Below are 12,059 nucleotides of genomic sequence, written 5' to 3'. Positions count from 1 at the left end.
AGCGTTCCAAGCTACGCGCTAGGCGGCGCTTCTTTCCTCGCTAGATGCGGTGACCTGTTGTGGAGCCCGTGCGGAGACGGGCGTCCGTTCAGGCATTCGGGTGACCACTTCGGGCCGCGAATCGGCTGTGCCGGTGACCGATTCGGAGGCGAAGACGGGTGCCGCGACCGCCTCGCCGAGCTGGCCGTCCCAGCAGGCCCAGGAGTGGCAGGGCCATGCCTGCCTGCAGTGACCGCAGACCGGTCGCCTCGCGGTCCGCTGGTCGGCCGCCGGAGTGTGTCGTTTCCACCACCGGGCCTGCACGCGCCACAGGCTCGGCACCAGGACCCCGTTCGGCGGCTCGTCCGGCGGAGGATTGTCGAGTGTGTACGGACTTCGCAACGCGGGCTGCCTTTCATTGTCGTATATATGTCCGGATCCCTTGGCGGCTAACGGCACTGGATCGCCGATCCGGGAGATTACCAGTCGGTATTCGAGTCGCGGTGTCGAATCGGTACAGTCGGTTGAGGCGGGTGGCCCCTCCGTCAAGTAGAATTGCACATGCAGTTTTTCGATGCAAGAGGTATAACCGGATCGGGTGGCGAAGTTTCTCCCCACCAGCCTCGGCTGCGCCTGCGGAGCCGAGAACCGGCAACGCACCGGTGAGCGACCCGAAGTCCCGCTCCGCCGGTGCGTCGCGACCCGAACCGGAGGGACCGGGGTGTCAAATGGGAACATCTAACGACGACGCTGACAACGATCTGCCGAAAAGGTTGGGGGGCAAAGCGATGCCTTCAGGCGGCAGCCCGACCGTCCGCAGGCGGCGGGCGGGCAAGATACTGCGCGAGATGCGCGAGAAGTCCGGGCGGGACGCCCAGGCGGCGGCCGACGCGCTGGAGGTCACCACCTCCACGATCTACCGGATGGAGCTCGGCCGCGTGGGCATCAAACCCCGCGACGTCATGGCGCTGGCGGAGGTCTACGGCGTGACCGATTCCGCGCAGATCGACGAGCTGGTGCGGCTGGCCCGCGACGGCCGCAAGCGCGGTTGGTGGGCCCGGTACTCGGACACGATCTCGCCGCCGTACGCCACCTATGTCGGCCTCGAGCAGGACGCCTCGAGCCTGTACATCTACGATGCGCTCATCATCAACGGGCTCCTGCAGACCCGCGAGTACGCCCGGGCGACGTTCGACTTCGCCTTGGAGCAGTCGCGGCAGTTCATGGACGAGCGCATCAACTTGCGCATGGAGCGCCAGCAGCGCTTGCGCGACGATCTGAAGATCTGGAACGTCATCGACGAGGCGGCGATCCGGCGCGTTCTCGGCGGGCCCAAGGTCATGATCGACCAACTGCAGAACCTGCTAGAGCTGGCAGCGCTGCCGAACGTGCACCTTCAGGTCCTGCCATTCGACGGGGGCGCTTATCCCGGCATGCTCTCCTCGTTCACCGTCCTGGGTTTCGGCGAGGTCGACGGCGAGGTCGACCCCGGGTACCGGCACCCCGACGTGGTCTACATCGAGGGCCACAACGGTGACGTCTACGAGGAGGGCGACGACGTCGCCCCGTTCCACGAGGTCTTCGGCAACCTGCGCTCTGCCGCCCTCGGGCCCGGTCGCAGCCTGGAGTTCATCGAGCAGCAGGCCGCGCGGCTGCGGTCGTTCTGACAGTGCCGCAGCAAGCGAGACGGGGCGGCTCGCGCCGCCCCGTCACAGTCTGCCTACCGACCTTCCGATTGCAGCAGGGACAGCCAGTCAGCTTGGCTGGTCCGCAGAATCGGGCTTTGGGCGAGCTTGGTGTCCCTGATTTCGACGCCACCGCTCGCGAGCCTGACCTCCACGCAAGCACCGTTCGGGCCTGATCTGCTGCTCTTCCTCCATGTACGGGTCAACATGGATCTCCTCCTTCCAAGGAGCAATTCGAGTCCCCCAGGTCGGTGTTTACCATAGCCATGCGGGTGAATGGCAAGCGTCACATATCTGTCACTATCAGTTTCCGGACATAGGCCCGTCGCCGCTCACCAGCCGGGGCGATCGCAGTCGCGGTCCGGATGGCCGGGCTCGATCTGCACGGTGGCGTGCGCGATGCCGAAGCGTTCGAGCAGTGTCCGGCGGGCGTCGGCCAGGACCACGCTCGGGTCCGCGTCGGCCTCCAGAGCAAGGTGGACGGTCGCCACGTCCATTCCCGAGGTGAGGGTCCACAGGTGCAGATCGTGGACTTCGTTCACTCCATCGAGCGCGCCGAGGGCGTCCTCGACGTCGCCGATGATCACCCGTCTGGGTGCATGCTGCAGCAGAATGCGGAGCGCGTCGCGGCCCAGTCTCGCGGCCCGCGGGAGGATGAACAGGCCCACGCCCACCGCGACGATGGAGTCGACGAAGTACCAGCCGGTGAACCAGATGACGGCGGCGGCGATGATCACGCCGATCGAGCTCAGCGCGTCGCCGAGCACCTCGAAGTAGGCCCCGCGCACGTTGATCGACTCCGAGGCGCCCGAGCGCAACAGCAGCAGCGAGGCGATGTTGGCGCCCAGCGCCAGACAGGCGACGGCCAGCATCGGCAGCGAGTCGACCTCGGGAGGCTGGTCGAGGCGCCGGACCGCCTGCACGGTCACGAAGACCGCGACGCCGAACAGCAGGAGCGTGTTGCCCAGTGCCGCGAGGACTTCGAGCCGGTAGAGGCCGAAGGTGCGGCGGGGCTTGTCGGCGCCCCGGGTGACCGCCATGATCGCGGCCAGCGCCATGGCGATGCCCAGCGAATCGCCGGCGAGGTGCGCGGCGTCGGATAGCAGGGCGAGCGAGCGGGTATACCAGGAGGCGACCGCCTCGACGAGCATCACCGTCACGGCCAGGACCAGGGCGATCCACAGTCTGCCGCGATGGCGGGCGCCGAGCGAGGCGGCTCCCGGGTGCGAGTGGTCGTGGCCCATGTGGGAGTCCTCCTCGGTCTCGGTGCGAGTATCGCGGGCTCGTGGCGCGCGACGGCAAAAATGCTAACATGCGCATCTATGCATGAAAAAACCGCCTGATACAGGAGGATGGTCTCCAATGTCGGCAATGCTGGAAAAGGACCGCCCTCGATCAAACCAGGGGGAGTTTCATAAAAGCGTGCCGGCAATGGAATAATGGTCGTTAGACATCTAAGAACACTGGTCACGGGGGGTGACGATGCAAGACGCCATTGAAGTAGCAACCGCCTCGTTCGGAGCAGTCGTCGCGATTGTCCTCATTTTTGCCGCGGTCCTCGGACTGCGGTCGTACATCGAGAACCGCAGGCGCGTCAAGTCCCGCGCCAAGGCCGACGCCGAAGCCTGGACCGAACTCCTGGCCAACCAGTTGGCCATCGCGCCCACGCGGCTCACCGACCCGGAGGCGGCCGCCGCGCTCGACCGAGCACGAAAACTCCACCACAACGCCAGCGAAACCCTCAAAACCGCCAAGAAGACCAAGCAGTACAACCGAATCCGGACCTACGCCCTCGCAGGTCTGCACCACCTCAACATCATGCGCCGGCGACTCGGCAAGGCTCCCGGACCGCAAGGACCGGTGCCGTTCAACGGCACCTCCGCGAACTCCGGTGCTGCCGGACGCGACGAGAACACGCACGACGCACCGACCGGACCCTCCACGGGGGTCTACTTCTACTGAGCCGAGGCCGGGCACGGGCGATCCGAGCGATCGCTCGCCGCCCGGCCTAACTCGGCTTCGGCGTCAGCAGGTCCAGCACCCACATCGTGATCCAGACGATGATCGCCCCCCAGAACGCCGACCAGAAGCCGTCGACGGTGAACCCGATCCCGATCTCCTCGGACAACCATCCGGTCAGCCAGAACATCAAGGCGTTCACGATCAGGCCGAACAGTCCCAGCGTCAGTACGTACAGCGCGCAGCCCACCAGCATCACCAGCGGCTTGACGAAGGCGTTCACCAACGTGAACACCACCGCGGCCAGAACCAGCGAGAGAATCCTGTCGCCGGTCGAATCGCCCAGCAGGGTGATTCCCGAGACCAGGACGGTGGCGACCCACAGCGCCAGCGCCGTCAGAAGCAGACGCACCACGAAGCTCATGGCGCCAGTATCGCCCTGATTGGCCGCTAATGCGCCGAATTCGGGTAACTTTCAGGTGTCGCCGAGGGCTCGGAACGGTCGCGCACACCAAGAGTGACCATCATCTGTCAATCCGCCGTTCACCGTTCGTTCACCAAAGACCCAACTCACCGCTACCCGCGGGGCCTACATTCGCGAGGAAAGCTGAGTACCCGTCAATAAGGAGAAGACCGTGAGCGACCCGACCAGGCGTGAGGCCGGCCCGACCGTGGTTCCGCCACGCCTCGACACGGTCCCTCAGACCGAGTCGCGCCCCCCGATCGCGCGAGGCGGCGAGGCCGTCTTTGACATCCGCGACGTCAACGTCCACTACGGTAGCTTCAACGCCGTCAAGAACGTCACCTTCGAGGTGATCAAGCACGAGATCACCGCCCTCATCGGTCCCTCCGGCTGCGGCAAGTCCACCCTGCTGCGCTCGCTCAACCGCATGAACGACCTCATCCCCGGCGCCCGCGTCGGCGGCCAGGTCTCGTACCACGGCAAGAACATCTACGACTCCGACGTCGACGCCGTCGAGGTCCGCCGCCGCATCGGCATGGTCTTCCAGAAGCCCAACCCCTTCCCCAAATCGATCTTCGACAACGTCGCCTACGGCCCCAAGATCCACGGCGCCTCCCGCTCCGAACGCGAGGGCATCGTCGAGGACTCGCTCAAGAAGGCCGCCCTGTGGGACGAGGTCAAGGACGACCTGAAGAAGAGCGCGCTGGCCCTCTCCGGCGGCCAGCAGCAGCGACTGTGCATCGCCCGCACGATCGCCATGCAGCCCGAGGTCGTCCTCATGGACGAGCCCTGCTCGGCACTCGACCCGATCGCCACCGCCCGCATCGAAGAGCTCATGGTCGACCTGGCCAAGCAGTTCACGATCGTGATCGTCACCCACAACATGCAGCAGGCCGCCCGCGTCTCCGACAAGACGGCGTTCTTCTCCACCGAAGTCAACGAGCGGTCCGACACCCGCACCGGCGTGCTCGTCGAGTTCGACGACACCCAGCGGATCTTCACCACCCCGTCCGACGAGCGCACCGAGAACTACGTCACCGGACGTTTCGGTTAGGGAAATGCGGCGCACCGGTCGATTCGGACAGTACGGTCAGCTTGTATGCGCTCGACCAGCACAAACATCGGAACGAACGGTCCCCGGAGCCACCTTGGCCACGCCCGATTGCGAATCGCGCTCGACCGTTCACCGCCAGTTCAACTTCACGTCCCTGAGCGCATACCCAGCGTCGATTACATGACGGTGTAACCCGAAGACCAAGGATCGGAGAACCACAGCTATGAACCTCAAGGTTCAAGGCAAGAAAATTCTGCCCCTCGCCCTGACCGGCGCGCTGGCGGCGAGCCTGGCCGCCTGCGGCGGCGGAGACGACTCCGGGAGCAACGGCGAGAACGGCTCCCTGTCCGGCACCGTCGTCGCCGACGGCTCCAGCACCGTCGCCCCCCTCGGAGAGGCCGCGGCCGAACTGTTCATGGGGGAGAACCCCGGCGTGCAGGTCACCGTCGGCACCTCCGGCACCGGCGGCGGTTTCGAGAAGTTCTGCAACGGCGAAACCGACATCTCCGAGGCCTCCCGCGACATCAAGGACGAAGAGGCCCAGCTCTGCGCCGACAACGGCATCGAGTTCACCCGGCTCGGCGTCGCCAACGACGCGCTGACCGTCATGGTCAACCAGGACAACCCCATCGACTGCCTGACCGTCGAGCAGCTCCAGCAGATCTGGGGCCCCGACTCCACGCTCTCCAGCTGGAGCGAGGTCGAAGGCCTCGAGGCCGAGTTCGACGAGCCCCTGGACCTGTACGGCCCCGGTGTCGACTCCGGCACCTTCGACTTCTTCACCGAGGCCATCAACGGTGAAGGCGGCGTCCAGCGCACCGACTACAACAACATCGGCGAGGACGACAACTCCGGCATCCTCGGCGTCGAAGGCTCGGCCGGCGGCATGTTCTACTCCGGCTTCTCCTACTACGAGGAGAACGCCGACCGCGTCAAGGCGCTCCAGATCGACAACGGCGAAGGCTGCGTCGAGCCGACCGCCGAGACCGTCCAGGACGGCAGCTACGCCCCGCTGGGACGCCAGCTGTACATCTTCCCGTCCAAGCAGTCGCTCGAGAAGGAGGAAGTCAAGGCCTTCGTCGAGTACTTCGTGAGCAACTCCGGCGACATCGCCGAGGCCGCCGGCTTCATCGGACTGACCGAGGAGCAGGAAGCCACCGCCACCGAAGAGCTCAACACCCTCATCGGCTAACACCACCCGGGCCCGGTCCCGAGCGGGACCGGGCCCGATTCACCATCGTCACCAGTTAGGAGCACCATGAGCACCAGCCCGGACCTCGCGGCCCCTCGCGGGACCGGCGGCGGCGTCCCTGATCTGAGGCCGTCGAGTCCGCGCTATGGAGAGAAGGCGATCTTCGCCGTCCTGGCGCTCTGCGCCGCCATCTCCGTCATCGTCACCGTCTCCATCGTCCTGTCGCTGGTGATCCCCTCCTTCGACTTCTTCGAAGAGATCTCGATCATCGACTTCCTGACCGGCACGACCTGGTCGGCCGGCTTCGTGGACGGCGAGTACGGCGTGATCCCGCTTCTGGTCGGGACACTGCAAGTGGTCTTCTACGCGCTGCTGATCGCGATCCCGGTCGGACTCGGCGTCGCCATCTACCTCAACGAGTACGCACCCGACTGGATCCGGCGCGCGGTCACCCCGGTGCTCGAGATCCTCGCGGGCATCCCCACCGTGGCGATCGGCCTCTGGGCCCTCTACGCACTCCGGCCGCTGCTCCAGGACGTGCTCCCGTTCCTCGACTGGAGCGGCGTCTACTCGATCGGCGCCGCCGGCGTCGCGGTCGGCCTCATGTGCGTGCCGATCGTCTCCTCGGTCACGCAGGACGCCTTGCGAGCGGTGCCGAACAGCCTCCGCCAGGGCGCCTACGCGCTCGGATCGACCAAACGCGAGGTCTCGCTCAAAATCGTGCTCCCGGCCGCGCTCTCGGGCATCGTCGCCTCCATCGTGCTCGCCGCCTCCCGCGCCGTCGGCGAGACCATGATCGTGCTCATGGCCGGCGGCGCCAAGCCGCAGATCACCTTCGACCCGACCGAACCGGCCCTGCCGATGACCAGCTTCATCGGCCAGACCGCCACCGGCGACATCGCCACCGGCACGATCACCTACAACACCATCTTCGCCGTCGGCTCGCTGCTGTTCGCGATCACCCTGATCCTGAACCTCTTCGCGATCCGCCTGGTCCGCCGCTTCCGCGAGGTTTACGAGTGATGCCCACCACGAAGGAACACAGCATGAAATCGCCGAACCTGGCGGTCAGCGGCGCGGCAGCCGCCACCGAGCACGCCCTGAGCGGTGGGGGCGGCCGAGGCCGCGGCATCAGCGCGATATTCAAGTCCCTGCTCTTCCTCGCGCTCAGCGTCGCCATGCTGGGACTGGCGTGGCTGCTCATCTGGTCCTTCCTCCAGGCTCAAGGACGACTGAGCTGGGACCTGCTCACCAACCCGCCCTCGACGCTCGACATCGAGAACGCCGGATTCCGGCCCGCGATCATGGGCACGCTCCTGGTCATCGCCTTCGTGGTCTTCATCATCGTGCCGCTGGGCGTGGGCGCCGCGATCTACCTCGAGGAATACGCCAACCGTGAGCGCTGGTACAACCGCTTCATCGAACTGAACATCCAGAACCTGGCCGGCGTCCCCGCCATCGTCTACGGCATCCTCGGCCTCGCCTTCATCGTGCGCGGCCCGCTGGGCATCGGACGGATTCCCATGGCCGCCTCGATGACCCTGGCACTGCTGGTGCTGCCCACCGTGATCCTCGCCGCGCGCGAAGCCATCAGGGCGGTCCCCGGCTCCATCAGGCAAGGGTCCCTCGCCCTGGGAGCCACCAGGTGGCAGACCATCAGCCGCCAGGTCCTGCCGGTCGCCGTACCGGGCATCACCACCGGCGTCATCCTCGCCGTCTCGCGGGCGATCGGCGAGGCCGCTCCGCTCCTACTCGTCGGCGCGACGACCTTCGTCGTCTTCGACCCCGAGCTCTTCACCGAGGGCTACACGGTGCTGCCCGTGCAGATCTACCAGTACGCCACCCGACCGCAGCCGGAGTTCCACGACCTCGCGGCAGCGGGCGTGGTCATCATGCTGATCGTCCTGCTGACGATGAACGCCTTCGCGATCTGGTTGCGCAACCACTTCGACAAGAAGCGCGTGGCCTGAGAACGGCCGGCATCCGTACGGGGCGGCGCGCTCTCGCGCCGCCCCTTCGCGCTGCCCGTCAACGATCCAGGTGAACGTCTCCGGTCACCTGGTAGACGACTTGGTGGGCGACGCGCACCGCGTGGTCTCCGAACCGCTCGAAGAACCGCGCCAGGAGCGCCGTGTCGACCGCTACCTGGGGCCCGTACTGCAGGTCCGGCAACTGGTCGTGGATGCGTTGCTGGATCGCGTCGAGCTCGTCGTCGTCGAGACCCATCTGCGCGGCCTCGAGCTGGTCGTGCTCGGCGAGGATGCGCTCGAGCTTCTCCGACAGACGCAAGGCGGCCCGTCCCATGTCCGCGAAGTCGTCGTGCAGCGACGGCGGGATCGCCGAGATCGGCGCCCGCATGATCACCGTCTTGGCCACGTGCTTGGCCAGGTCGCCCATCCGCTCGAGGTCGACCGAGATCCGGACGGCGCCGAGAATGAAGCGCAGATCCGTCGCCACTGGCTCGTACCGGGTCATCAGCGCCACGATCCGGTCGTCGACCTGGAACTGCAGTGCGTTGACCGCCTCGTCCGCGGTGACGACCTCTTCGGCGGCGGCGGTGTCGATCTCCAGCAGCGCCGCTCCAGCCTTGCCGATGGCCTCGCCGACTCGCCGGGCCATGACGACCAGCAGGTCGTTGAGCTCGTCGAGATGCTGGTGGAACACGTTCGCCATTGTTGACCAATCGCCGGGTCGGATGCTGGGTCTCGGTACGGCCTCAGTGTAGGCGCAGCGGCGCAACGGACGGCCGACGTGTGCGAACCTGCGGGCCGTCGACCTGGCGGCCCGGCGTTAGAGTGTGGAAGAACCTTGATCGATCCCTGGGAGTAAAGCGCATGTCCTACCCCTCTCAGCCTTCCTATACGCCTCCGTATGGGCAGCCCCAGCCGCAGCCCCCGCGGCAGACGAGCCTGTGGCTCATCGGGGGAGCGGTCATCGCCGTGCTGATCGTCGTCATGACCGTCACGCTCCTCATCGTGCAGCGGACCGCCGGCTCCACCGAGGCCGGAGGCGGCACCGACCCGACCACCCCAGAGCAGGAGCCCTCATCCGAGGCGGTGGAGACCACGCCCGAGGATGAGCCGACCCCCGAGGAGACCGGAGACGACGGCGGCGACACCACTGAGAGCGCCGGCTTCACCGAGCAGACCTGCGGCGCCTTCGACCTCTCGGGCTTCGAGGAGGTCTTCGGCTCCGCGATCGATCCGGACGAGACTTCGACCTCGTCGTCGTCCAGCGGTGACACCGGTTCACTGAGCTGCACCTTCGCCGACGACGACTACAACACCGCGTCCATCTACGTCTCTTCGTACGGCGACGCCGACTCGACGATGGAGTACCTCGAGGACGACCGGGAGTACTGGGACAACGACGAGGACTACAACGTCACCGACTACACCGAGTTCGGCGACGCCGGCTACCACTCCGTCTTCGGCGAGGACATCTCTCAGAAGCGCGAGATCCACGTCGTCATCGGGAAACTCGACATCCAAGTCGACACCTGGATCTACGTCGACGACCATGACGCCGCGAAGGCCGACGCGCTGCTGGCCGACCTCGGCCGGCAGTGCGCCGAGCTCTTCGACGAATACAAGTGACGACCGCCGGGCGCGGCCGATTCTCTGACCGGCCGCGCCCGGCGGTGTCCAAGCTCTCGTCATCCGGATACGAAAAAAGGCCCGGTTTCCCGGACCTCATATTGGTGCGCCGCCAGGGACTCGAACCCCGAACCCGCTGATTAAGAGTCAGCTGCTCTGCCAGTTGAGCTAGCGGCGCTTGATGATTGAGTGGATCCGGCCCGCTCGGGCCTGAGTCGCTCGCACGAGGAGAAACTTTAGCACGCTCTACGGTGTCGTGCGTCAGGGGGCGGAGCGGTGGTTACGCTTGATCCGTGACAAGTTTCGTTGACCGGGTAAATATGCAGGTCATTGCCGGCAAGGGCGGGAATGGCTGCGTGTCGGTCCACCGCGAGAAGTTTCGACCTCTAGGCGGGCCCGACGGCGGGAACGGGGGGCATGGCGGCGACGTCGTGTTCTTCGTCGATCCCAACGTCCACACGCTGCTCGATTTCCACTTCCAGAGCCGCCTGCAAGCCGGCAACGGCAAGCATGGGCAGGGCTCCAACCGCCATGGCGCCGCCGGCCAGTCCCTTCGGGTCGGCGTGCCCAACGGCACTGTCGTCTACGGTGGCGACGGCGAGCAACTCGTCGACCTGACCGGTGACGGCACCGAGATCACCATCGCTCAAGGCGGCCGGGGCGGGCGCGGCAACGCCGCGTTGGTCAGTTCCAAGCGCCGCGTCCCCGGGTTCGCCGAGCTAGGTGAACCCGGCGATGAGCTCGAGATCACGCTCGAACTCAAGAGCGTCGCCGATGTCGGTCTCGTCGGATTCCCCTCGGCGGGCAAGTCGTCGCTGATCGCCGCGATGTCCGCGGCCAGGCCGAAGATCGCCGACTATCCGTTCACGACCTTGACGCCGAACCTCGGCGTCGTGTCGGCCGGGGAGACCACCTACACGATTGCCGACGTGCCCGGGCTCATCCCCGGAGCCGCGCAGGGCAAGGGACTCGGTCTGGAGTTCCTCCGGCACATCGAGCGGTGTGCCGTGTTGGCGCACGTCGTCGACTGCGCCAACCTCGAGACCGTGCGGGACCCCGTCTCCGACATCGAGGCGCTCGAGCATGAGCTGCGGGAGTACGGCGGCCTGGCCGAGAAGCCGCGGATCATCGTCCTCAACAAGGTGGACGTCCCCGACGGGCGCGAACTGGCGGAGTTCGTCCGACCCGATCTCGAGAAGTACGGCTGGCCGGTCTTCGAGGTGAGTGCCGTCTCCCGCGAGGGCCTGCGGGAGCTGTCCTTCGCATTCGGCAAGGCGGTAGAGGACTTCAGAGCCGAGCAGCCGCCCGTCGAGTCCACACGCGCGGTGATCCGGCCCGAGGCCGTCGACGATTCCGGTTTCGAAGTCCGCAGCGTGACCCCCGCCTACGAGGGCGACGTTGAATTCATCGTCACCGGCAACAAGCCGGAACGATGGGTGGGACAGACGAACTTCGAGAACGAGGAGGCCGTCGGCTACCTGGCTGACCGTCTGGCGAACCTCGGCATTGAAGAGGAACTCGCGAAGCAGGGGGCCGTGCCGGGCTCTATCGTCCGCATCGGTGAACACGAATTCGAGTGGGAGCCGACGGACCCCTCGGTGGTGGCGACGGTCGGACCGCGCGGTACGGACGTGAGGCTCGACCGGAGCGAACGGAAGGGCGCCGACGAACGACTCGCAGAGCGCAGGGCCCGCCGGGCCGAGTTGCTCGAGCAAGTCGCCAAAGACAAGGAATCCCGTGGCAAACGCCGCAGGGGTTAGCTAGAATTGTGTGTTGACCTGGGGTTACAGGGAGCTTGCGAGGGTGTGTCGCCGGACACGCACCCCCCTTGCAAGCCCCGGTTCCGGGTCGCGTAAATTAGTTCTTGCCCGCGGGGGAAACGGACAGGAAAGCCGAAAGGCTCTGGCCTCAACCAAAAGGGCAAAACTCCGAACGAACAGCGCCGGGGGTCGAAAGCGGCCCAATAACCGGTCTGGTAAGTTACTGGAGCCGCTCCGGTCGGAGCTGGAACATCCATGATGTTTTGCAGTCCGATTGTGGCGTGTTGTTTGAGAACTCAACAGGGTGTTTGGATGGTCAGCGTGCGGGCTGGCTGGGTCTGCTGGGCTTGGTGTCTGGTGGGTTTGGTTGG

The 12,059-nt window shown here is 66.1% G+C and carries 12 protein-coding genes and 1 tRNA gene; 8 read left to right on the top strand and 5 right to left on the bottom strand.

Translation table 11 applies throughout. The features are described 5' to 3' along the window. Positions 1–215: 215 nt before the first annotated feature. Positions 216–1,646 carry a helix-turn-helix domain-containing protein gene (locus ACYVL2_RS16475; protein ID WP_460545285.1) on the top strand — a complete coding sequence of 477 codons (1,431 nt, stop codon included), beginning with the start codon at positions 216–218 and terminating at the stop codon, positions 1,644–1,646. Positions 1,647–1,699: 53 nt separating this feature from the next. Here the strand turns inward: ACYVL2_RS16475 and ACYVL2_RS16470 are convergent, their stop codons facing one another. Both ACYVL2_RS16470 and ACYVL2_RS16465 read right to left on the bottom strand, forming a co-directional pair. Next, entirely contained in the window at positions 1,700–1,873 is a 174-nt protein-coding gene (locus tag ACYVL2_RS16470; RefSeq protein WP_460545283.1) for a DUF397 domain-containing protein, read from the bottom strand. Positions 1,874–1,996: 123 nt separating this feature from the next. Next, positions 1,997–2,908: a cation diffusion facilitator family transporter gene (locus tag ACYVL2_RS16465; RefSeq protein WP_460545281.1), complete on the bottom strand. Its 912-nt coding sequence runs from the start codon at positions 2,906–2,908 to the stop codon at positions 1,997–1,999. A 238-nt stretch (positions 2,909–3,146) separates the two neighbouring features. On the opposite strand from ACYVL2_RS16465, the gene ACYVL2_RS16460 reads away from it, so the two are divergent. Then, on the top strand, positions 3,147–3,626 hold the full coding sequence (locus ACYVL2_RS16460; RefSeq protein ID WP_460545279.1) for a hypothetical protein: 480 nt from the start codon (positions 3,147–3,149) through the stop codon (positions 3,624–3,626). 46 nt (positions 3,627–3,672) lie between these two features. Here ACYVL2_RS16460 and ACYVL2_RS16455 read toward each other — a convergent pair whose 3' ends face one another. Then, positions 3,673–4,047 (bottom strand): phage holin family protein, encoded by a 375-nt coding sequence (locus ACYVL2_RS16455; protein ID WP_460545277.1) that lies wholly within the window; start codon positions 4,045–4,047, stop codon positions 3,673–3,675. Positions 4,048–4,258: 211 nt separating this feature from the next. Here ACYVL2_RS16455 and pstB point away from each other — a divergent pair, with 211 nt between their 5' ends. The 4 genes from pstB to pstA all read left to right on the top strand — a co-directional run bounded on the left by pstB (position 4,259) and on the right by pstA (position 8,302). After that, the gene (gene pstB, locus ACYVL2_RS16450) at positions 4,259–5,140 is read left to right on the top strand and encodes a phosphate ABC transporter ATP-binding protein (RefSeq protein WP_460545275.1); all 882 of its coding nucleotides are present in this window, start codon (positions 4,259–4,261) and stop codon (positions 5,138–5,140) included. Between the two features lie 223 nt (positions 5,141–5,363). Beyond that, positions 5,364–6,332 carry a PstS family phosphate ABC transporter substrate-binding protein gene (locus ACYVL2_RS16445; protein ID WP_460545273.1) on the top strand — a complete coding sequence of 323 codons (969 nt, stop codon included), beginning with the start codon at positions 5,364–5,366 and terminating at the stop codon, positions 6,330–6,332. 66 nt (positions 6,333–6,398) lie between these two features. Then, complete coding sequence (gene pstC, locus ACYVL2_RS16440; protein ID WP_460545272.1) at positions 6,399–7,355, top strand: PstC family ABC transporter permease; 957 nt, start codon at positions 6,399–6,401, stop codon at positions 7,353–7,355. Between the two features lie 23 nt (positions 7,356–7,378). Next, positions 7,379–8,302, top strand: a complete 924-nt coding sequence (pstA, locus tag ACYVL2_RS16435; RefSeq protein WP_460545270.1) for a PstA family ABC transporter permease — start codon at positions 7,379–7,381, stop codon at positions 8,300–8,302. Between the two features lie 58 nt (positions 8,303–8,360). Here pstA and phoU read toward each other — a convergent pair whose 3' ends face one another. After that, positions 8,361–8,996 (bottom strand): phosphate signaling complex protein PhoU, encoded by a 636-nt coding sequence (gene phoU, locus ACYVL2_RS16430; RefSeq protein ID WP_460545268.1) that lies wholly within the window; start codon positions 8,994–8,996, stop codon positions 8,361–8,363. 170 nt (positions 8,997–9,166) lie between these two features. On the opposite strand from phoU, the gene ACYVL2_RS16425 reads away from it, so the two are divergent. Next, positions 9,167–9,928, top strand: a complete 762-nt coding sequence (locus ACYVL2_RS16425) for a hypothetical protein (RefSeq protein ID WP_460545266.1) — start codon at positions 9,167–9,169, stop codon at positions 9,926–9,928. A gap of 102 nt (positions 9,929–10,030) precedes the next feature. Here the strand turns inward: ACYVL2_RS16425 and ACYVL2_RS16420 are convergent. Next, a tRNA-Lys gene (locus ACYVL2_RS16420) sits at positions 10,031–10,106 on the bottom strand. 115 nt (positions 10,107–10,221) lie between these two features. Between ACYVL2_RS16420 and obgE the strand changes: the two genes are divergently transcribed. After that, a complete protein-coding gene (gene obgE, locus ACYVL2_RS16415; protein WP_460545264.1) occupies positions 10,222–11,688 on the top strand; it encodes a GTPase ObgE in 1,467 nt (488 codons plus the stop codon). Positions 11,689–12,059 lie beyond the last annotated feature (371 nt).

The organism is Glycomyces halotolerans (assembly GCF_054779575.1).
This window is presented reverse-complemented; position numbering and strand designations above follow the sequence as displayed.